General features: G+C 54.8%; 16 protein-coding genes. 10 read left to right on the top strand and 6 right to left on the bottom strand.

Features of this window, described 5'->3' with window-relative positions:
• Positions 1-118 precede the first annotated feature (118 nt).
• The 4 genes from ACMTNU_RS03695 to ACMTNU_RS03680 all read right to left on the bottom strand — a co-directional run bounded on the left by ACMTNU_RS03695 (position 119) and on the right by ACMTNU_RS03680 (position 4419).
• Positions 119-1744: a B12-binding domain-containing radical SAM protein gene (locus ACMTNU_RS03695; RefSeq protein ID WP_413933844.1), complete on the bottom strand. Its 1626-nt coding sequence runs from the start codon at positions 1742-1744 to the stop codon at positions 119-121.
• Positions 1745-1835: 91 nt separating this feature from the next.
• Positions 1836-2588, bottom strand: a complete 753-nt coding sequence (locus ACMTNU_RS03690) for a class I SAM-dependent methyltransferase (protein WP_413933843.1) — start codon at positions 2586-2588, stop codon at positions 1836-1838.
• Positions 2589-2756: 168 nt separating this feature from the next.
• Positions 2757-3536: an MBL fold metallo-hydrolase gene (locus ACMTNU_RS03685; protein WP_413933842.1), complete on the bottom strand. Its 780-nt coding sequence runs from the start codon at positions 3534-3536 to the stop codon at positions 2757-2759.
• Positions 3526-4419: a hypothetical protein gene (locus ACMTNU_RS03680; protein WP_413933841.1), complete on the bottom strand. Its 894-nt coding sequence runs from the start codon at positions 4417-4419 to the stop codon at positions 3526-3528. Before ACMTNU_RS03680 ends, ACMTNU_RS03685 begins: the two co-directional genes overlap by 11 nt.
• A 42-nt stretch (positions 4420-4461) precedes the next feature.
• On the opposite strand from ACMTNU_RS03680, the gene uvrA reads away from it, so the two are divergent.
• From uvrA to ACMTNU_RS03630, 10 genes are all read left to right on the top strand, one after another.
• On the top strand, positions 4462-6969 hold the full coding sequence (uvrA, locus tag ACMTNU_RS03675; RefSeq protein WP_413933840.1) for an excinuclease ABC subunit UvrA: 2508 nt from the start codon (positions 4462-4464) through the stop codon (positions 6967-6969).
• A 232-nt stretch (positions 6970-7201) separates the two neighbouring features.
• Positions 7202-7519, top strand: coding sequence for a nucleotidyltransferase domain-containing protein (locus ACMTNU_RS03670; protein WP_413933839.1), 318 nt, complete (start codon positions 7202-7204; stop codon positions 7517-7519).
• The gene (locus ACMTNU_RS03665) at positions 7506-7889 is read left to right on the top strand and encodes a HEPN domain-containing protein (protein WP_413933838.1); all 384 of its coding nucleotides are present in this window, start codon (positions 7506-7508) and stop codon (positions 7887-7889) included. Before ACMTNU_RS03670 ends, ACMTNU_RS03665 begins: the two co-directional genes overlap by 14 nt.
• 150 nt (positions 7890-8039) lie before the next feature.
• Positions 8040-8888 carry an AbiJ-NTD4 domain-containing protein gene (locus tag ACMTNU_RS03660; protein ID WP_413933837.1) on the top strand — a complete coding sequence of 283 codons (849 nt, stop codon included), beginning with the start codon at positions 8040-8042 and terminating at the stop codon, positions 8886-8888.
• A gap of 286 nt (positions 8889-9174) precedes the next feature.
• On the top strand, positions 9175-9504 hold the full coding sequence (locus tag ACMTNU_RS03655; RefSeq protein WP_413933836.1) for a DMT family protein: 330 nt from the start codon (positions 9175-9177) through the stop codon (positions 9502-9504).
• Between the two features lie 174 nt (positions 9505-9678).
• The gene (locus ACMTNU_RS03650; RefSeq protein ID WP_413933835.1) at positions 9679-12213 is read left to right on the top strand and encodes an ATP-binding protein; all 2535 of its coding nucleotides are present in this window, start codon (positions 9679-9681) and stop codon (positions 12211-12213) included.
• A 213-nt stretch (positions 12214-12426) separates the two neighbouring features.
• Positions 12427-13794: an ATP-binding protein gene (locus ACMTNU_RS03645; RefSeq protein WP_413933834.1), complete on the top strand. Its 1368-nt coding sequence runs from the start codon at positions 12427-12429 to the stop codon at positions 13792-13794.
• 26 nt (positions 13795-13820) lie between these two features.
• Positions 13821-14963 carry an FIST signal transduction protein gene (locus tag ACMTNU_RS03640; protein ID WP_413933833.1) on the top strand — a complete coding sequence of 381 codons (1143 nt, stop codon included), beginning with the start codon at positions 13821-13823 and terminating at the stop codon, positions 14961-14963.
• 6 nt (positions 14964-14969) lie between these two features.
• Positions 14970-18266 (top strand): ATP-binding protein, encoded by a 3297-nt coding sequence (locus ACMTNU_RS03635; RefSeq protein ID WP_413933832.1) that lies wholly within the window; start codon positions 14970-14972, stop codon positions 18264-18266.
• Positions 18263-19822 carry a response regulator gene (locus ACMTNU_RS03630; protein WP_413933831.1) on the top strand — a complete coding sequence of 520 codons (1560 nt, stop codon included), beginning with the start codon at positions 18263-18265 and terminating at the stop codon, positions 19820-19822. Before ACMTNU_RS03635 ends, ACMTNU_RS03630 begins: the two co-directional genes overlap by 4 nt.
• A 105-nt stretch (positions 19823-19927) precedes the next feature.
• On the opposite strand, the gene ACMTNU_RS03625 is transcribed toward ACMTNU_RS03630, so the two are convergent.
• Both ACMTNU_RS03625 and ACMTNU_RS03620 read right to left on the bottom strand, forming a co-directional pair.
• A complete protein-coding gene (locus tag ACMTNU_RS03625) occupies positions 19928-20503 on the bottom strand; it encodes a TIGR00645 family protein (protein WP_413933830.1) in 576 nt (191 codons plus the stop codon).
• A 148-nt stretch (positions 20504-20651) separates the two neighbouring features.
• Positions 20652-21302, bottom strand: coding sequence for a hypothetical protein (locus ACMTNU_RS03620; protein ID WP_413933829.1), 651 nt, complete (start codon positions 21300-21302; stop codon positions 20652-20654).
• Between the last annotated feature and the right edge of the window lie 49 nt (positions 21303-21351).

Raw genomic sequence — 21351 nt, 5'->3', positions numbered from 1 at the left:
GCATCGGCTTAAACTGGATTGCAAGACGCGGAGTAGTCAATAGTCACTTGTCATTAGTCATCGGCAAGCAAGGCGGTCAGCCTGCTTAGTGATCATTGACTCATGACCAATGACGAAGCTAACCGATGGAACTTGCTCGCGGATCAGTTGTCTGGGAGGGAGCTGAAACAGGTCGGCGGGAGCGAAGGATCTCTTCAAGGGAGAGAAGGGCATCTCGTCCGGAGTTCCCTTCAATCCCTTTGCTCAAGTTTTTGTCGGCATACACATTCGATTGGTCGGTCGTCTGGGAGAGGGAGCCTGTCCATTTGCGTGGGTCTCGGCTCCCCTGTTTTCGTTCCCAGGCACGAAGGCATGCTTTGGCAATAAATGAATTCAATGGTGCAGGGTTATAGAGGAGTTTCCGGATACTGGTCGGCGTCAGCATCAAGGGGTTGTAGCCGGCTGACAGATAGCCCTCTTCCAACAGACGTTGTTCAAGATCGGTATTGGGCTGGATGCCCAAGAAAAACATCAAAGGGAAGACTCGTTCTTCGCCGAGGATCGATGCCACCACTTTGTACGACTCGACGCTTTGAAGGAGGGTTTCCTCCGTTTCTTTGGGGCTATTCAATGAATAGTTGAGGATCACCTTACCCTTGAAGCCAGCCTCCGCCAGGTAGCGACACCCGTCATAGAGTCGCTCCAGCTTAAACCCCATGTGGAGATTGTTGAGTACTTCCTGCGAGCCGGAGGTGATAGCAACTTCCAAGTCGCCGACGCCAGAGCGAACCATCAGCTTGGCGAAGTCCGGTGTGATCAAGGAGGTGCGGATATAGCCGGACCACTCGATCTCCAGCTTCTCGCTGATGATGCGCTCCATGATTTCCGTACACTGCGGATAGGCTTCCTTCCCCGTAATAAATTGGGCATCAGTAAACCAAAAACGGCGGGTTCCCCACTGATGATAATGCTGGGAGATATCTTTCACGACCATGTCCGGTGGCCGATACCGCACGCGCTTGCCCTCAATGTAGGGATACAGGCAGAAAGCACAGTCATAGGGACAGCCTCGTTTCGACTGGACCCCGATCGATTCGCCCTGGTACTCCTGCCACTGAGGAAAAATAGAGGTCAAATAGGGGAGGTCAACGGCCGGGGCATCGAGCAGCGGAGGCGAACCATGGGAACCTTTTCGGACCCGGCCCCCTTCTTTGATGATGTAGCGCTCGTCGTCGATCGAACGGCCTTCGAGCAGCTTGAGGATTGCGTCCTCCCCTTCGCCCAGGATGCCGATCGTACCTTCCGGAAGCTTTTCGATGAGTTGATCAGCGAACGCGGTGAACGCTCCGCCTCCGATCATGATCTGAGCTTTAGGGAATTCTTTTCGGATCAATGCCGGATAGGACAGGATCGTATAGATATGACTATAGTACCGATAGAGTTGCTTCACCCCCGCAAATGAGGCGGCGATCCGCTTGAGCGGGTTGCTCGCGAAATAGAAGTTGAACGCATGTTCCAGCGAGGAATCCCCTTCGTGTGGCGAGAAAATTTGGATATCGCGCCATGAAAAGCAGACCAGGTCCGGTTTGAACTCCGTCGCGGCGTCACGAATGGCCTGGCTGCGCCGGTTGACCGGAAACAGCGACAGATCGAGGATGCGCTGGCGAACCTCCGGTTTTCGTCGATGAATGAAGTCCGCCAGGTAGGTGATTCCGATCGGATAGACCTTCTTGCAGGGAAGGAAGATATATAAAACAGAGTTCATAGTAGAGCCGATAGCTAATGGCTAGTGGCGTATGGCAGGAAAACGATGGAACGTTTCTGGTTGGTACCATCGGCCATACGCCATCTGCTCTTCACTTGGTGGCGATATGAATAGCGACGATACCGCCGCTGAGGTTCTTGTACGACACCTGACGAAATCCTGCATCACGGAGGATCTGGCACAACCGTTCTTGATCGGGAAACGTCCGGATCGAGGCAGGAAGGTATTCATAGACGCCGGTACGGTCGCGGGCGACGATCGTGCCGATGAAAGGCAAGAGCTTGAAAGAATACCAGTCGTACAGCGTTCTCAACCAGCCGAAGACCGGGCGGGAGAACTCCAGGCACACAAACCGGCCGCCGGGCTTCATCACCCGGCGAATTTCCCGAACGGCTTGCGGTAGATCCCCGACGTTTCGCATGCAGAACCCTGTGGTGACCGCATCGAAGGTATTGTCACCGAATCCAAGATGTTCCGCGCTGGCTTGCAGGCAGGTGATTTTGTCGCTGAGGCCTTTGTCGCTGATCTTCTTGAGGCCTTCAGCGAGCATGGCATGGTTCAGGTCTGAGGCGATCACTCGACCCTTCGGTCCCATGCGGGACTCAATCAGGAGTGCGAGGTCAGCCGTGCCTGATCCGACATCAAGGGCGGTTCCCCGGCCGACCGGCGTAATGAAGGAGGCGGTGATCTTCTTCCAATAATAATGGAGCCCGAAACTCAACAGCGTGTTGTTCAGGTCGTAGGCTCCGGCAATGGATGTGAACATCCTCTGAACGGCATCCTCTCGGGCCTGGCCCGACCAGGTTGATACCACCTTCGCCGGAGTTTGCGGGTCTTGAGTCATAGAATGACGCTCGGCTCCCACCATATCACGGTGGTAGCACCCGGTTTTAAGCTTTGTCAAGGTGAGATGGCAGCAAGGGGGATCCAAACACTCATCGTGTCGAGTCAAACATGTTGGTTCCTGACTGTCCCTGGGGTACCGGGAGAAGTTGTGTGAGCCGAGTAGGTTTTACGCTGCCTTCGGAATATCGTGGGTCGGGGTCGAGCCTGTCCATTGCCCCACTTCAAGACTGTCGAGCCAGTCGAGCAATCTGGTGACCATCTCGCCCTGAAAGACGGAGCCGTGTTGTGGGCAGATCATCCTGGGCTTTAGTGCGCGAATCCGCTGAGTCCAGCTCCGTAAGGCGGTGGTCGAAGGCATCCATCTGAGATGGAACCCTCTCATATATTGGATATGGTGATCGAAGTCCGTCACGATTAAGCTGGCTTCATGGCTGGGGACCAAGGCGGATCCGATGTCGCCGGAAAATAAGATGCCGGCGAGAGGGTCGTAGAGCGAAAAGTTTCCTGAGGAGTGGCAGTAATGCGCGGGGACGGCTTCGACTTCCACGCCAAGATCACCGATTTTGATGCGCATACCCTCGTCGGGAATCGCGGTGAGTTCAATGGCGGTGCCGGTGCTGAAATGACTGATAAAGCCGGTCCAGAGCCACGAACAGTAGGTCTTGATGTCCGGGTTGAGATCGAGCCACATGGCAAGCGACGACGAAATATCCGGGTCTTGATGGCTGGCAAAGATGACGCGGATATCCTGGACGCGCACATATTTGGCCAGTTCGGCGAGGACTTGGGGAAATATTTGGATGCCACCGGGATCCAGTAACATGGCTTGCCCGCGACTGATGATGACGTACTCATTTGTATCGATGACGTGAGCGTCCTTGTGAGGGTCGCGACCGATCACGATCCATTGATGACCGTGTTCATTGAAGAGCGTTTTACTTTGCATCACTATTCCCTTTCAGCAGCAACTCCACCAAGCTCTGCCCACTGTCGATCGAGCTCTTCATGGCACGCATTCTGGCGTCCAGTTCGTCCACCACATGACCGATCTCTGCCGCGAGTGTCTTGAAGTTCATGCCGGCCTCTCCCAGTGCAGCGGCTTCGGAGGCGATGCAGAAGGCCAGATAGCGGGCGGTGAGGCCGATCATCTTCAGGCCGTGCAACGCACGGCGTGTTTCATTGAGACAGCGCAAGGCTTCGCTCAATCGTGTATGCAGTTCAGTCAGGTTCGTCTGGCAAATCGCCGCGATGGAACCTCGGTTGTCCCGTTCCAGCGGTTCACCCAACTGGAACGATGGATCCGTCATCAACCGGGTGATGTCTTCTGGGGTTGTGAAGCGCAGATGAGAAGACAGGTGCCGGTCCGCAAGACAAGACGACTGGCCGTCCTGAGGCATCGCCGCCAGCACACTGGCGATCAGCTGGTAGTATCGCCATACGATATTCGAGCTGTGGGCGGTGAGTCGAGCGAGTTCAGCGCAGACCTGTTCGATGGCTTCCACCTCGGGCTTAATCTCCCTAGGCGTGTGATTGAGAATCTCAACGAGCGCCAAGATGGGGCGGCCTTTGCCGCCTCCGACTTTCGCGGCTTGGGCGACGCCATTAATGGCCAGAATCTGCATGGATGACGACAGCAACTGGAGCGAGCGTCCGGTATTCATGATGTCGACGCATATTCCAAACAGCTGATTGATATTCCGTTTGAAGAGACCTAACGCATCAAGCATGGTGTCCAGAGGGTACTGGTGCGTGGGGGAGATTGGACCGGCCTTCATGTATCGGTGAAAATCCACAAAACTGAAGTGGGCCGTGCCCGCCGGGTCAGGCAAAGTGTCACCTGGCAAAACAGAGGTGCTATAATCCCTGCCCTTATGGGCAATTCCATCATCATCAAGGGTGCGCGGGAACACAATCTCAAGAACATCGACGTCGAGATTCCACGGGACAAGCTGGTGGTCATCACCGGCTTGAGCGGATCGGGTAAGTCGTCGCTTGCCTTCGATACGATTTATGCCGAAGGCCAGCGGCGTTATGTCGAATCGCTTTCCGCCTATGCCAGGCAGTTTCTGGAACAGATGGGCAAGCCGGACGTCGATTCGATCGAAGGCCTGTCTCCCGCAATTTCCATCGAGCAGAAAAGCACGAGCCACAATCCCCGTTCCACCGTCGGGACTGTTACAGAGATCTATGATTATCTCCGTCTCCTTTTCGCCCGTGTGGGGCGACCCTACTGCTTTCAATGTGGTGAGGAAATCACGGCGCAAACCGTCCAGCAAATGGTCGATGCCATTGCCGCGCAGCCGGAAGGCATGAAATTCCAGATCCTGGCGCCGATTGTTCGAGGGCGGAAGGGTGAGTATCGGAAAGAATTGTTGGAGATGCGCAAGGCCGGGTACGTGCGCGCCAGGATCGACGAAAAGATCGTGGATCTCGGCGAGGACATCTCGCTCGACAAGCAGAAAAAACACACGATTGAAATCATAGTCGATCGATTGGTGATGAAGCCGGGGGATGCGTTGATGCGCCGCTTGGCGGATTCTGTTGAAACATCGGTCAAACTGACCGGTGGGCTGGTCGGTGTATTGACCGAGAATGGTCAAACCAGGCTCTACAGCGACCGGTTGGCTTGCATCAAGTGCGGGGTGAGTTATCCGGAGGTCACGCCACGCGTCTTTTCCTTCAATAGCCCGCATGGCGCATGCCCTGCCTGTGACGGGATCGGTTATGCCGTTTCCCCGGGAAACGAAGAGGAGGAAGATTTCACGCTGCTTGAGCCGTGCGAGACCTGCGATGGTGCGAGGCTGAGACCGGAAAGCTTGTCCATCCAGCTCGCCAAGAAGTCGATTGCCGAGGTGACCAGGCTATCCGTTCGTGCGGCGGCTGATTTTTTCTTGTCGCTCAAGTTTACTGATCGGGAGCTAGTCATCGCGCATCGAATTCTGAAGGAGATTCGGGAACGGTTAGGATTCTTGGTGAACGTGGGATTGGACTATCTGACGTTGGACCGAGCAGCAGCGACCCTGTCCGGTGGTGAGGGGCAGCGCATCCGGTTGGCGACGCAGATAGGGTCCGGTCTGGTCGGCGTGTTGTATATCCTGGATGAACCATCCATCGGGTTGCACCAGCGAGACAACCGCCGGTTGCTGCAGACGTTACTCAGGTTGCGCGACCTCGGGAATACCGTTGTGGTCGTGGAGCATGACACCGAAACGATGATGGCTGCTGATCATGTCCTCGATATGGGGCCTGGCGCCGGCTCGCATGGGGGCCATGTGATCGCGCAGGGAACGCCCCAGCAAATTATGAGCGATTCCAATTCATTGACGGGTCAATACCTGCGCGGGACGCAGATGGTGTCTGTGCCTCAACGGCAGCGGAAGCCCAAGGGGATGTTATCGGTCATAGGGGCACAGAAGCATAACCTCAAAAATGTGACGGCAAAGATCCCTCTGGGGCTCTTCACCTGTGTGACCGGAGTCTCTGGATCAGGCAAGAGTACACTCGTGCTGGAGGTGCTGTTTCATTCCCTCTCGCAACTCCTCTACCACAAAAAGCCAAAGATCGATGGGTGCAAGGACCTGCGAGGAGTCGATGCCCTCGATAAAGTGATCGACATCGATCAATCGCCGATCGGCCGCACACCGCGGTCTAATCCCGCAACCTATACAGGCCTGTTCGGGTACATCCGCGATCTCTATTCCAACCTTCCGGAGTCACGAGTCCGTGGCTACAAGCCAGGACGCTACAGTTTCAATGTGAAGGGTGGACGCTGTGAGGCCTGTCAGGGAGACGGGCTCATCAAGATCGAGATGCACTTCCTGCCGGATGTCTATGTGACCTGCGAGGTCTGCAAGGGGCAACGGTACAACCGCGAGACGTTGGAGATTCATCACAAGGGGAAGAGCATAGCCGATGTCCTCAATATGACGGTGGACGATGCGTTGGAATTCTTTGAGCACATTCCGTTGATCAAAACGAAGCTGCAGACCCTTCATGATGTCGGTCTGCACTATGTGAAACTCGGCCAGTCCGCAACGACGCTTTCCGGTGGTGAAGCGCAGCGGGTAAAGCTCTCACGCGAACTTTCGAAGCGTGCGACCGGCCGAACGATGTACATCCTGGATGAGCCGACCACAGGCCTCCATTTCGCCGATGTACAACGATTGCTTGATGTGCTGGATCGATTGGTTGAAGCAGGCAACACGGTGCTGGTGATCGAGCATAATCTGGACATGATCAGAAACGCCGATTGGATTATCGATCTTGGACCAGAAGGCGGAGACCGCGGTGGCGAAATTGTCGCTGAAGGCCCGCCAAAAGAGATTGCCAAGGCCAAGCGGTCCTATACAGGACAGGTGTTGAAAGAGGCCGGGCTGTAGGCGTCAATCGCCATTCGTCAACCGTGTGATGAAGGGAACAGGCCCCACAAGCTTGTCCCGATGTCAGCTCGGGACCCCGAGGCACTCGAAGGGGCGAACTGCGTCCGTACCCGTGAAACCGGATTGCCTTACCCGGCATGACTTTGCTGGCGATGAGTGCTACCATCGGACAGGTGTTACACGAGTGTCCAATTGACTGGTCAGTACCCCCGCTCGCTTGGAACAAGCCACGATGACTGCTCAAGAGGCTATTGATACAGCGGTTCGACGGCTCGTGAGTGCCGCCAGTCCCAGGAAGGTCATTCTCTTCGGTTCCTTCGCAGATGGGACGGCCACTACGGAATCCGATGTGGACTTGCTCGTGATCGAACATGAGGTTGGCTCCAAGCGTGCGGAGATGGTCCGTTTGCGAAAGGCAATCGGATCCATTGGGTTTCCCGTTGACGTGCTTGTCGTTTCAGAAGGAGAAATTTCTGACTGGGGACATCTCCCCGGAACAGCTATGTACTGGGCTCTGAAAAACGGCAAGGTCCTCTATGAAGCGGCCTGAGGATCTTGCACGCCGCTTTCTTGCGCTGGCTGATCGCGACATCAGAGCGTTCCGCAAGCTGTCTGACGATCCAGAAATAGACGACGAAGTCGTTGGCTTTCACGCCCAGCAAGCCGTCGAAAAGTGTCTCAAGGCTGTGCTGATCAAGCACTGCATCGAACAGCGCAAAACTCATGATCTGCAACGTCTCATAGACCTGCTCACCGAGAACAATCTCCCGAGTCCCCCACTACGTGACGGGATTGATACGCTAGGTCCCTTCGCAGTCGAGCTGCGATACGATTTTATTTCGACTGAACCGTTGGATCGCGAGCAAGCGAGCACAGTTGTCGCAGCTGTTCGTAGCTGGGCAGAGCAGCAAGTCTCATAAGAATCTATTCGAAAAGCATTAATGATCACCCTCGAACGATCCATCTCCCTCACTCCCGCTGAGAGGAAAGGGACAAGGGGGAGTGGTGACTGATGGTGCCAATAGCCGCAGCTGGTATTGTTGCTGTGCTTGGATCGAGGAGCTGAGACAATGAAATTCTCTGAAAGACTTGGCATTACAAGCGTAATACCACTTCAGATTGATTCGATGAATGAGGCACTTCGGGTAAGTATTTGGAACTTGCTTCTTACCATTATCAATATTGAGGGCTCAGATGGCGCTTGGCAGTACTCTCTAAAGCACCTTGCAGAGTATTTCTTTAAGTTTCCAACTGATGGTGTGCCAAAAGGTATTTCCTTGAGGGGGAAGGAGTGGCTCCGGAACCGGTATCAAGCACTTCAATGGTATGAGGTGTACAATCTCTTAGAATTTATCACGCAAAACGCCAAATTTATTTCTGACACATATGATACTTCCAGCAAGATCCTGAAGCTTGCCAACGACGTCCTCGCGCGCGAACGATCTGGCTATAGATTCATTAACGGTCAATTGGCTCCGATTACAAACGAAATAGAAATGAAGTCTATTGAAGATGCGGTTGCGGCAGCCAAGCGTGCTGGGCTTGGTGGCGTTGTCGAACATCTTCAGACTTCTGTTCAGTTGCTTGGGAAGCGACCGGAAGCTGATTACCGCAACTCGACTAAGGAGGCCATAAGCGCTGTAGAGTCTGCTGCCAAACGCATCTCTGGGGTTGAGAGTGGCGGACTTGATGCAGCCCTCAAGAAGCTGGGCAGTGTTTCCGAACTTCATCCGGCACTGAAAGATGGCTTTTTGAAACTGTATGGCTATTCGAGTGACGAAGATGGAATTCGGCATGCGATCCTTGAAGAAGCCAAAGTTGGATTCGACGAAGCCAAGTTCATGCTGGTTTCCTGCTCTGCATTCGTAAACTTCCTCATTCCGAAAGCGGAGTCAGCTGGATTGCTCAAGAAGGCCTGAACACGTGATTTCCCTCGATTGATCAATAGCAAGAAGGCCCATGCACACCATTACTCTCTTGACCATCTCTAGCACCTTCATGACGTATGCCCGGCATGGGCATTTTGAATGCAAGGACTTGGCGTCTTCACAACTTCTTGTTGCCGAAGGAGATTAGGCTCGGCATGAAATCTGACGGGATTGTTGGCGATTATCATGATAATTGCCAATGGAGGTGTCGATTATCAGGATGTTTGGTCCAGAGGTCTCACGTTCTCAACTAACTACCGCATAAGGGACATCTTCCATGCAGACCATTCTCTTGCTGACGATCTCCAATATCTTTATGACCTTTGCCTGGTATGGGCATTTGAAATATAAGGACTCGCCCTTGTGGATGGCGATCGTGGTGAGCTGGGGGATTGCGTTTTTTGAGTACTGTCTGCAAGTGCCGGCCAATCGGATCGGTCACTATGAATTCACAGCGGCGCAGCTGAAAACGATTCAGGAGGTTATTACCCTTGTCGTGTTTTGTGTCTTCTCGGTGCTCTATCTCAAAGAGCCACTGAAATGGAACTATCTGGTTGGTTTCGGCATGATGGTCGGTGCGGTGTTTGTCATTTTCAAGGAATGGTGAAGGTGGATTCGTACTGCGATAGGTCTGCGTAAGGTACAGTCGCCCGTCGCAAGCCAAGCCCAATCACAATCCTTTTCCCAGTCGCATGCCTCACTTCTGCTTGCAGCGCATCTGCGAGCTCACTAAAATACGGTCCACTTTTATCGTGACTGTCGAGCGAAGGGAGACAGTGGTATGCCGAAGGCAAAGAAAACAGAGGTTGGAGCCAAGACTGAAAAAGAAACCAAGAAATCCATAACCCCTGCAGGGACAACCACGCCGACGTCAGAAGACTTCGAAAAGCTCGGTGTCTTTTATATGGGACGGCCGTACGATCTCGCCACGAAGCAGGCCAAACCAGGATGGCTCCTGTACGACTCGAAAGATCTGGTGACACACGCGGTTTGCGTCGGCATGACCGGCAGCGGAAAGACCGGCCTTTGTCTGGCTCTCCTCGAAGAGGCGGCGATCGACAATATTCCGGCCATCATCATCGACCCGAAGGGTGACTTGGGGAACCTGATGCTGACGTTTCCCAGCCTAAAAGGCGAAGACTTCCAGCCATGGATCAACGAAGATGATGCGCGCAAGAAGGGATTGGCTCCTGCCGAGTATGCCCAGGCGCAAGCGGAGTTATGGGCCAAAGGTCTTGCAAGTTGGCAACAGGATGGCGCCAGGATTCAACGTTTACGAGACGCAGCGGATGTGGTGATGTACACACCAGGCAGTACCGCGGGATTGCCGGTCTCCATCCTAAAATCCTTCTCCGCACCCTCTGCCGATGTACTTGACGATGCGGAGCTCTTGCGCGAGCGGGTCAGTACCACTGTGACTAGTCTGCTCGGCTTACTCGGAATCGAAGCCGATCCTATCCAGAGCCGTGAGCACATTCTTCTCTCCACGATCCTCGATCAGACATGGAGGAAAGGACAGGATCTCGATCTCGCGGCCTTGATCCAAGCCATTCAAGCACCGCCGCTGTCGAAGATCGGCGTGATGGATGTCGACTCCTTTTTTCCGTCCAAGGATCGCTTTGCCCTGGCCATGAAGCTGAATAATCTGCTGGCCGCGCCTGGCTTCCAGGCCTGGCTCGAAGGCGAGGCGCTTGATATTCAATCGATGATGTATACCCCAGCCGGTAAGCCTCGCTTGGCTATTTTCTCCATCGCCCATCTGAACGACGCCGAGCGGATGTTTTTCGTCACGTTGTTGCTGAGCCAAATGGTCGGATGGATGCGAGCGCAGTCGGGCACAACCAGCCTGCGCGCCCTGCTCTATATGGATGAGATCTTCGGCTATTTCCCGCCGGTATCAAATCCCCCCTCCAAGTTGCCATTGATGACGTTGCTCAAGCAGGCACGGGCATTCGGGCTCGGAGTGGTCCTGGCTACGCAGAATCCCGTCGATCTCGACTATAAGGGCTTGGCCAACACGGGAACCTGGTTCATCGGACGCTTGCAGACAGAACGAGATAAGGCCCGCGTCTTGGAAGGATTGGAAGGGGCTTCGAGTAGTGCGGGAAAGAAGTTTGATCGAGGCCGTATGGAGCAAACATTGGCGGGGCTTGGGAATCGGATCTTCCTGATGAACAATGTGCATGAGGACGAGCCGGTCGTGTTCGAGACGCGCTGGTGTCTCTCCTACCTCCGGGGTCCGTTGACGAGGACGCAGATTAAACAACTGATGGACCCAGTAAGACGTGAAACGTTAAACGTGAAACATGAAATGTCCGGGGTCGCCGCGCACTCAGCACGCAGCACTCAGTCCTCAGCACTGGCATCACGTCCCATGCTCCCGCCGGATGTGCCGCAGCATTTTGTGCCGTTGCGTGGAAGCAAGCCAGATGGGAGTGAATTAGTGTATGTACCGATGTTGCTCGGCTCTTCCCAGATTCGCTTTTCGGATTCGAAAAGTGGGATCGATGCCACGCAAGACATGACCGTCTTGGCACCTATCGCGGATGGGCCTGTCGCCGTCGATTGGGATAAGGCGACGGCGGCTGATCTGGCTATAGCTGATCTCGAACAGGCGCCTGCGGAAGGCGCACAGTTTCTTGTGCTTCCGGCCAGTGCCGGGAAAGCCAAGAGTTATACGGATTGGAACAAGGACTTCGGCGGCTGGCTTTTTCGAACGCAAAAGGTCGAGTTGTACAAAAGCCCCAGTACGAAAGACGTCTCAAAGCCCGGCGAGTCCGAACGGGATTTCCGCGTGCGGTTGCAGCAGTCTGGGCGTGAATCTCGCGATAAGAGCGCTGACGCGTTACGCCAAAAGTATGCCCCAAAGATTGCAACCTTGCAGGATCGCATCAGACGGGCTGAATTGCAGAAAGAAAAGCAACAGGCCGAGTCCCGTTCCAGTCAAATGCAGGCTGCGATCTCTGTTGGGGCCTCGATCCTTGGGGCCTTTATGGGACGCAAAACCATCAGCGCCACCAACATTGGCCGGGCGACGACAGCCATTCGCAGTGCCGGCCGAGTCATGAAAGAGTCAAAAGATGTCGGAGCAGCCGAAGAAAACGTGGCGGCACTCCAGCAGCAGCTAGCCGATCTTGAAACACAATTCAAGTCAGAAAGCGAGGCTCTAGCTGCCGCCACAGACCCACTGAATGAAAAGCTCGACACGATTTCCGTGAAACCGACCAAGGCCAACATTGCGGTGAAGCTGGTGGCCCTGGCGTGGACTCCACATTGGCGAGATGCAAATGGGAGTCTCAATCCAGCTTGGGTTTAGCGCCTCCGTTTCTTCCGAGTTATATATAACTGCTGGCCTCTCCTTGATCTCAGCTCAAGCTGACGGGCTAGGCCTCAGAGCACTCGCTAGGTAGCCAAGCCGAGTGTTGCTCCAGACGTCCTCTTCCTAGATCCCATCAAGTTTTCTGTTCTTTAGACCGAAAAAGTACCGTATTGGTTTGTCGAAATGTCTGCAGTATCAGGAAGTTGGGAGATGGGACAGGCTGTGACACCATGCACTCCAGAGAGTTACACCAAGCGACTTTGGGCTGCCCTCCCACGGGGCGAATCGTTGGAGACCGTTGAGTGGAGCAGACGCCACCGAGGTATCGTCTGGCTCTTAGGGTGTCACGCTGTGGGAGTCCCGCTGTTTAGCTTCATGACCGGCTTACACGTCTGGCTTGGTCTCGCTGGTGGGGGGCTGTTGGCGGTCTGTGCCATTCTGGCCCTCACTCCATCACTGCGTGCACGGTTCCGTGCTGCCTTAGCGACAGGTGGGTTGATATTGGCTTCGACGCTGTTGGTCCATTTGTCCGGTGGGTATATCGAATCCCATTTTCACTTCTTTGTGATGATGGCGGTGATCGTCTTGTACCAGGATTGGGTGCCCTTTCTCCTGGCCCTCATCTCCGTTGTGGTTGATCATGGGCTCATCGGAACCCTCGCACCGACTCTGGTGTACAACCATTCTGAAGCTCAACACCATCCTTGGATCTGGGCCCTTATCCACGGTGGGTTCATCTTAGCCGAATGTGCAGCTCTCCTGGTCTATTGGCGAGTGAATGAAACGGTGCAGAGTGACCTCTACCAGGAAAAAGAACGAGCGGAGGCAGCAAGCAAAGCAAAATCTCAGTTCCTAGCGAACATGAGTCATGAGATCAGGACTCCGATGAATGGAGTGCTGGGCATGGCGGAGCTACTCTCGCATACCCCACTGACCGAGAAGCAACGGCGCTATGTGGACCAGATTCGCAGCTCAGGTGGCGATCTCCTGTACATCATCAATGACATCCTCGATTTTTCGAAGATTGAGGCCGGCAAGATCGTGCTGGAGCGTAATCCGTTCGACCTGGCTGCGGTCATGAGGGAGATGGTGGAATCATTTCTGGAGCGGGCTGTCGCCAAAGGGCTCACGCTTTCCTATAGAGCGGAGGAGGGACTCCAGACCCACGTCGTGGGGGATGTCTATCGATTCCGCCAGGTCCTGACGAACTTGATCGGGAATGCCATCAAATTCACTGATGCCGGCACGATATCCGTGACGCTGCAGCGCAGCAACGGCTCGGCAGGATCGTTCCGGATAGCGGTTCAGGATAGTGGGATCGGTATTTCGCCGGAGGCTCAAGCGGCGCTTTTTCAGGAGTTCTCTCAAGTCGATGGGTCTTCGACGAGGAAACACGGAGGTACGGGGCTCGGTCTGGCGATCTCCAAACGACTCGTCGAGATGATGCAGGGATCGATCGGGGTGGAGTCGGCACCGGGAGCCGGGTCGCAATTTTGGTTTACGGTGCAGTTTGCTGAAGAGGAACTAGACGACTCGGTGACGGGTCGCGATTCTGGTGTAGGTCAAATTGCCGCGTAGCGAAGGACGCAAAAGGAGGCCATGAAATGGAAGTCCATACGCTTGGGTTCGATCAGAAAACGCGCTGGTCAGTCAGCCATCGACCAAAGATTGATTCGTCTCGCACACTCATAGTGCTATTTGGATCCTCAAGCCTTCTCGATGATGCCGGTCCAATCGAAGAATTGCTCCACGACTATCCTGACTCGCTTGCCATTGGCTGCTCAACGGCAGGGGAAATTCTGGGCACACAAATTTACGACGAGAGTGTGAGTGCGGCGCTCGTCAGACTTAATCACACTGATATTCGGATGGCCAGTGCTCCCGTACAGTCAGCGGATGATTCGTTTGCCGCCGGACAGCAGATCGCGCGGCAGCTGAACGATGCACGACTCAGGGGCATCTTTGTCCTGTCCGATGGGCTTCAGGTGAACGGGAGCGAGCTGGTGCGGGGGCTCAACTCTCAAGTCTCATCATCGGTGGTTGTCACGGGAGGGTTGGCTGGGGATGGAGATCGCTTTCGTCGGACGTGGGTGTTGCACGGCAGGCGTCCTCAGGCCGGTTTTGTCACAGCGGTTGGGTTCTACGGTGACCACATCCGAATTGGGCATGGATCAAAAGGAGGCTGGGATCGATTTGGGCCGGAGCGCCGGGTGACCAAATCAAAAGGCAACGTACTCTATGAGCTTGATGGACGGCCCGCACTCGAACTGTACAAGGGATATCTTGGTGAGCGGGCCGCTGGGCTACCTGCAACCGGTCTGTTGTTTCCGTTGGCGTTGCGCGCCAACGTATCGGACCCCAAGAGTCTGGTTAGGACCATTTTGGCCGTGAATGAACGGGACCAGTCGCTCACCTTCGCGGGCGACATTCAAGAAGGAACGCTGGCTCAGCTCATGAAGGCAAATTTCGACCGATTGGTTCAAGGCGCTTCGGAGGCCGCCACATCAACGAAACTGTCGGCCAACGGATGTTCCAGTACCCTCGCGGTTGCGATTAGCTGTGTCGGAAGGCGACTGGTTCTCGGGGAGCGGACCGAGGAGGAAACGGAGGCCACGTTGGATGTGCTTCCTCCCGGGACACAGCAGATCGGATTTTATTCCTACGGCGAGATTTCCCCCTATGCCACAGGAACCTGTGATCTGCATAACCAGACGATGACCTTGACGACGTTGAGCGAGGCTGCCTGAATACTTATGCATCCCTTACTGGCCCGACAACTGAAACGCTTGGGGCTTGATGAGGGGCATCCTCCATCTCCGGTGGTATGGGAGGAGCTGCTGAAGAGGATCGATCGGAGTTATCTTGAAGCCGACCAAGGCCATGCGCTCTTGGAGCGGTCGCTGGCTCTTTCCTCCTCAGAAATGCAGGAGCTGTATGCTCAGCTCAAGCAGAACAGCGAAACGCAACTGGAACAGGAGCGGAACACACTCCGGACGGTCCTGCAATCACTGGGTGATGGACTCTGCGTCGTGGATGCGGAGTGGAAGATTCAGATGGTCAATCCTCAGGCTGAACTCTTGTTCGGGGAAACCAGTCACACGCTCATGGGTCGTTCCGTGTATCGGATGATTTCACCAGGCCCCGAAGAATACCGATCCGAATGTCTCATTACCGACTCGACCTTTCCTTCACTGGCGTCCGGTGAACCCTATCGAACGGATGATGGGGTCCTGTTGACCAGGAACGGTGAACTGGTACCTATTGCCCTGGTCGTGAGCCCTCTGCTGCTGACGGGCAAGGCAATCGGTGCGGTTCTGGTGCTCAGAGACATTTCGCATCAGAAGCGGGTTGAACAGGAACGTCAACAGACTGAGGGCCTACTTCGGCGCATTAAGACCGGTTTGTCTGAATTGGCAGAAAGTCCTGAAATTTATAATGGGAATCTTGAGCAGGCCTTTCAAACCATCACTCGAGTGGCGGCCGTCTTTCTGTGTGTCGAGCGGGTCAGCATTTGGTTTTTTACGGAGAATCGTTCCACGATTCAATGTGCCAAGCTCTATCAATTCACCACCCAGGAATACTCGCAAGGCACTGTCCTGGCCGCAACGACCTATCCACGATACTTCAGGGAGCTGGAGACGGAACAGTCTGTGGTGGCGGACGATGCGCAGCACGATCTAAAGACGGCGGAGTTCACCGCAAGCTATTTAGCGCCTCTGGGGATTACCTCGATGCTTGATGTGCCGATCCGTTCCGGCGGTCAGATGGTGGGGGTGATCTGTTACGAGCACATTGGTCCCATACGATGTTGGACGTTGGAGGAGCAACATTTTGCCGTGTCGGTGGCCAACACGCTCACGTTGGCCCTTGAGGCGGCTGACCGGAAAAAGGTTGAGCAGGCCCTACGGACGAGCGAAGGACGCCTGACGATGACGGTCCAGAGCACAAACATCGGGATTTGGGATTGGGATCTTAGTTCCAATGACGTGTATTTGTCCCCTGAATGGAAGCGGCAGCTGGGATATGAGGATCATGAGTTCGCCAATTCGTTTCAGGAATGGGAATGTCGAGTTCATCCGGACGACCATGAGCGTGCTCTCGGTGCAATTGAGGCCTATCTCAATGGACGAGTGGGGGCACTCGAGAACGAGCATCGCCTTCGCCATAAAGATGGGTCATATCGATGGATTCTTGCCCGTGGGACCATCATTAGAAATGAAGGAGCACTCTCGTCTCGCATGGTCGGCATCCACATCGATGTAACTGACCGGAAAGCCGCTGAAGAGGTCCTGCGTCAAGCCAAGGATGCGGCTGAAGCGGCGAGTCGTGCAAAGAGCCAATTTCTTGCCAACATGAGCCACGAGATTCGGACGCCGATGAACGGCGTGCTGGGCCTGGCGGAGCTGTTGCTTCGCTATCCGCTCAATGAGAAAGAGCGTCAGTTGACTCAATCGATTCATCGATCCGGATCCGTGCTCCTTGCCATCATTAATGACATTCTCGATTTCTCGAAAATCGAGGCGGGGAAATTACAATTGGAGGCGATCCCTTTTGAGGTGCGACGGACGTTTGAGGAATCCCTTGCGGTGTCTTCCTCTACTGCAGAACAGAAAGGGCTGAGACTCTCATGTCGCATCGACCCGCACATCCCGTCTGCCCTGATCGGTGATCCGACAAGGCTGAGGCAGATCATCGTCAATCTGGTCAGCAATGCGGTGAAATTCACTGAGCAGGGTACGGTCACCGTCAGTGCGGAGTGGATTGGGACAAGAGAAGGGCAACCTGGATTGTCCGTCAGCGTGGCCGATACTGGTATTGGGATTCCCCTTGAGGCGCAGTCAAATATCTTCGATGCCTTCTCCCAGGCAGATGGGTCGACGACAAGGAAGTACGGTGGAACAGGATTAGGCCTGGCCATTGTCAAGCAACTGGTGACCCTCATGGGTGGGACGATTGAGCTCCAGAGTCGCCCGGGGGAAGGGACCTGTTTTCGATTCACGGTCTACTGTACGCCCGCTGCTATGCCGACTCAGAGGCCGTCCGAATTGTTCGCTGTGCCTGCCAAGCGCGGTGATACCGTCAGTGATCAGCGTCCTCTAAGGACGGGTGAGATTCGTATTCTCCTGGTGGAGGATAATCCCGTGAACCGTGAAGTGGCGTGCGGCATGCTGGAAGTACTCAATTGTCGCATCGACACGGCGGAAAATGGCCGAGAAGCTCTTGAGGCAATAGCCAAGACCGACTATGCACTCGTCTTTATGGATTGTCAGATGCCGGAAATGGATGGATTGACGGCGACCAAACTAATCAGAGCTCGGGAAGCGGCAGAAGCTGTTTCGAGTTCCGAATTCAATGTTTCGAGTCCAAGACCGGTGCATCCGAGCCTTCAACCTGAAACTCAACACGCGAAACCCGACATTCCCCGTCGTGTGCCGATCGTGGCATTGACGGCGCATGCGATGCAGGGGGACAGAGAGCAGTGTCTCTCTGTCGGTATGGACGACCACCTTAGCAAACCATTTACCCTCGTGCAGCTTGAGCACATGCTGGCTCGTTGGCTCCCCAACTGGCCCGGGAGTGATGCCGGTCAGCAGGCGATTTCATCCGGTTCCGTCGGGAAGGAGACGGTAGGTGACTTGCAGGAGGATCATCGTCGCGTCTCAGAGCCGGGAGGGCCATCCGCCGGATCGATCATTGATCAAACCGCGCTGGCGGGGATCCGTGCACTTCAACGTTCAGGACAGCCTGATATTGTCGTGCGTGTCGTGACGTCGTATCTCGATACATCCCCGGACATTGTGGAGCGAATACGTTCAGCCGCACGGTCACAGAATGCGGCGGAGCTGCGTGCTGCGGCGCATCGCCTGAAGTCGAGCAGCGCTCAGCTTGGGGCCATGGCGGTTTCCGCTGATTGCCGAGAATTGGAGCAGATGGGGGAGCGCCAAGATCTCACGCATGTCGATGAGGTAATAGCACGGCTGGGTCAGCATTATGTGGCGGCCTGTGATGCGCTTCGAGGTGAAGTGAGCAAAGGAAAAGCTGCGGCATGACCACCGAACGACGACCGACAGTTCTGATTGTCGACGATGATACCATTGCCCGCATGCTTGCACGCGAGGCGCTGGAACAGTCCGGCTGGTTGGTTGAAGAGGCAGAGAACGGACGTCTCGGAGTTGAGGCGTTTGTCCGCCATCATCCTGATCTGGTACTTCTGGATATCATGATGCCGGAGATGGATGGGTTCGCCGTCTGTGCGGAGGTGAGGCGGTTGCCCGATGGAACGCATACACCGGTGCTCATGATGACCGGGCTGGAGGACTATCAATCGATTACGCAGGCCTACGATGTCGGAGCGACCGATTTTATCGTCAAGCCGATCAATGGGCTGTTGCTCAGCCATCGGGTCCGGTACATGTTGAGGGCCGGCCACGCCATGCGTGAGTTGCGTGACAGCCAGGAGAAGCTGGTTCAGGCTCGCGACGCCGCATTGGAAGGAGCCCGATTGAAATCTGAATTCTTGGCCACCATCAGTCATGAGATCCGGACACCGATGAACGGCATCATTGGGATGGATGACTTGCTGCTCGACACAGAGCTGACACCGGAGCAGCGAGATTGTGCGGAAACGATCAAGGCCTCTGCCATAGCATTGCTGGAAATCGTCAACGACATTTTGGATTTCTCCAAGTTGGAGTCGGGACGCGTGACGCTGAGCCACGAAGAGTTTGAGATCCACGGGATGGTGCAGGACTATCTGACGCCGTTCCGAGAACGCGCTGAGGAGAAACACGTCCTGCTTCGGCATGCCATCGCGTCTACCGTTCCGGCCAGGCTCCGGGGTGATCGGGTGCGCCTAGGTCGTCTGCTGTCTGTGCTCCTCAACAACGCGCTCAAGTTCACGGAGCGAGGTGAGATTTCACTACAGGTCGGTCTCACTCCACAGATACCTACGGGTATGGAGTCCACATCTCCAGATGGGGCAAGCTGGATACGGTTTACTGTCACTGACACAGGAATTGGTATTGGTAAGGCCGATGCAGATCGATTGTTCCAGCCCTTTGTCCAGGCAGATGGATCCTATCGAAGGAAATATGGAGGGATGGGACTGGGATTGGCCCTTGCGAAGCAGCTTGTGGAAGTGATGGGTGGAAGAATTGAATTCGAGAGTGAGCTCGGGAGAGGAAGCCGTTTCTGGTTTGACCTTCCGTGTACCTCGGTAAGCCCGAGCCCTCCACCGGCCGTGAGACAGCGGAATGCACTCATCTATGTGAGGGAAGCAGTCAGTCAGGCGATAGTCAGCAGAACCTTGGAAAAGCTCGGTTACTACATCGTGAGCCCTGTCAACCTGGCCGGTCTGGATCAGATTGCCCCGGAACGCGCTCCGGAGGTCTTGGTGACGGAGTTCAGTCTGTTGACCTCGGAGGCAGAGCGTATTCAGGTACAACGGCTGAAAGAACGGTTTCCCCAGCTACGAATTCTTTGCTTGGCTGAGGACACACCCTGCAGTGAGATGCCATGCGAATTTCCCTTCCAGGTTGATGGCTATCTCAATAAGCCGCTTACGGTTGAGGCCATCAAGGCCGCAGCGGGAACCGAGGCGGACTAGTGGTTCGTCGGAAATGCGTCGACGAGATTCGGTGCTTCCATAACGTACCGAATCCTTTCAAACCAACAGATGTGCACTTTTCCGGTCTGCGAACGAATCAACGGCTCAATGTTTCTTGTCCTTCTGCATAATCTTGTCTGTCCAGGCCAGCAAGATTGCGGAAGCGAGGAAGGTCATGTGGATAAAGATCTTCCATTTCAAGTGTTCCGGGTTTTCATTGGCCACATCCACAAATCCTTTCAGCAAATGAATGCTGGAGATGCCGATCAAGGATGCCGCCAGTTTGATCTTGATGGTCCCAGGATCGACGTGCGTCAGCCAATCAGGACGATCGGGATGGTGCTCTAGATCCAGTTTGCTCACAAACGTCGCATACCCGCCGATCACCACCATGGTCAGCAGATTGGCAACCATGGTGACATCAATTAAGCCTAAGACGCCCAGCATAAAGACCGTTTCGTCCATCTTGTTGATATGGATCACCATTTCCCACAGTTCGACGAGAAATTTGTAGGCGTAGAGGAGTTCTGCCACGATCAGTCCGGCATAGAGGGGTGCCTGAATCCATCGACTGGCAAAGACAACCGATTCGAAGACGGCCTCGACCTGATTGCTGGCGGAGTGAGTGGGCTTATGTGAACGGTGGGTTTCCCGGGTATCGGGTAAACCAGAGTCGGACATTACAATGCTCCTTTCAGAAGAAACGATGACCTATTCAGTCGGGTCAATCGACAGTCGCCCGTATCCTAGTCAGGGGATCAGAGCCTGTCAATTCGTGAGAGCAGTGAGAAGGTTACGTTCCTGGAGCGTTGTTGGTCGGCGTTGATAGCTAGGGAGTGGGGGGCGTAGAGGTGATCTGCGGTAACTGCTTAATCAAACTCTCGGCTCGTGTGCAGGCCAGTTTGATCTGTTCAGCGCAATATTGTGACGGATCTTCTGCGGACAGTCGTGCAAGGAGAATGTCGGCAAATCCATTGATGGATGTCAGGCAGTTGTTCAAGTCGTGTGCAACTTTCGTGAGGGGTAATGATAGGCTCTGGTGAGCGTCAGCCGAAGGTACTGGTTTGGTAACTGTCTGGGGGCACGTGACTCTGATCAAGGCGCTGGTGATAGACAAACGGAGTGTCTCGGCCGAAGGTGGAATCACGGGTAACACTTCATGGGCTCCAGCACGGATGGCGTCGGACAGCCTTGTGGGATCGGGCGTTCGGTGGAAACCGATGATTGCACTGCAGGCGGCTGTCTCTCGTACCCGCTCTACCGCGTTTCGTCCGGCATGGTCCGACAGAGAGAGGTCGATGAGAATCACCGGGACGTGATGGGCCTGTAAGTAGGCGAGCCCCTCCTCAAGGGAGAACACGACATCCAGCGTCACCGACGAATGATAGGCAAGGACTATCAGCTCTCGGAATGCTTGGGCGAGGTCAGGATCAGACTCGATCAAAAGAGCCGCACCTGACGATGATAACTCTGTGGACATATTCAGTATGGTAATGGTCTGCCCTGCAGTGAAACTGGACGGCGTATCA

It is taken from the genome of Nitrospira sp. BLG_1, assembly GCF_047338595.1.
Classification (GTDB): domain Bacteria; phylum Nitrospirota; class Nitrospiria; order Nitrospirales; family Nitrospiraceae; genus Nitrospira_D.
The sequence above is the reverse complement of the archived record's forward strand: the minus strand, read 5'-3'. Positions and strand labels throughout refer to the sequence as shown.

Bases quoted from the DNA above. Each gene is read 5' to 3' on its own strand.
- ACMTNU_RS03630 (WP_413933831.1), top strand. From the start codon at position 18,263: ATGACCACCGAACGACGACCGACAGTTCTGATTGTCGACGATGATACC.
- ACMTNU_RS03620 (WP_413933829.1), bottom strand. From the start codon at position 21,302: ATGTCCACAGAGTTATCATCGTCAGGTGCGGCTCTTTTGATCGAGTCT.
- ACMTNU_RS03655 (WP_413933836.1), top strand. From the start codon at position 9,175: ATGCAGACCATTCTCTTGCTGACGATCTCCAATATCTTTATGACCTTT.
- ACMTNU_RS03625 (WP_413933830.1), bottom strand. From the start codon at position 20,503: ATGTCCGACTCTGGTTTACCCGATACCCGGGAAACCCACCGTTCACAT.
- ACMTNU_RS03685 (WP_413933842.1), bottom strand. From the start codon at position 3,536: ATGCAAAGTAAAACGCTCTTCAATGAACACGGTCATCAATGGATCGTG.
- ACMTNU_RS03665 (WP_413933838.1), top strand. From the start codon at position 7,506: ATGAAGCGGCCTGAGGATCTTGCACGCCGCTTTCTTGCGCTGGCTGAT.
- ACMTNU_RS03635 (WP_413933832.1), top strand. From the start codon at position 14,970: ATGCATCCCTTACTGGCCCGACAACTGAAACGCTTGGGGCTTGATGAG.
- ACMTNU_RS03640 (WP_413933833.1), top strand. From the start codon at position 13,821: ATGGAAGTCCATACGCTTGGGTTCGATCAGAAAACGCGCTGGTCAGTC.
- ACMTNU_RS03690 (WP_413933843.1), bottom strand. From the start codon at position 2,588: ATGACTCAAGACCCGCAAACTCCGGCGAAGGTGGTATCAACCTGGTCG.
- ACMTNU_RS03670 (WP_413933839.1), top strand. From the start codon at position 7,202: ATGACTGCTCAAGAGGCTATTGATACAGCGGTTCGACGGCTCGTGAGT.
- uvrA (WP_413933840.1), top strand. From the start codon at position 4,462: ATGGGCAATTCCATCATCATCAAGGGTGCGCGGGAACACAATCTCAAG.
- ACMTNU_RS03660 (WP_413933837.1), top strand. From the start codon at position 8,040: ATGAAATTCTCTGAAAGACTTGGCATTACAAGCGTAATACCACTTCAG.
- ACMTNU_RS03650 (WP_413933835.1), top strand. From the start codon at position 9,679: ATGCCGAAGGCAAAGAAAACAGAGGTTGGAGCCAAGACTGAAAAAGAA.
- ACMTNU_RS03695 (WP_413933844.1), bottom strand. From the start codon at position 1,744: ATGAACTCTGTTTTATATATCTTCCTTCCCTGCAAGAAGGTCTATCCG.
- ACMTNU_RS03645 (WP_413933834.1), top strand. From the start codon at position 12,427: ATGGGACAGGCTGTGACACCATGCACTCCAGAGAGTTACACCAAGCGA.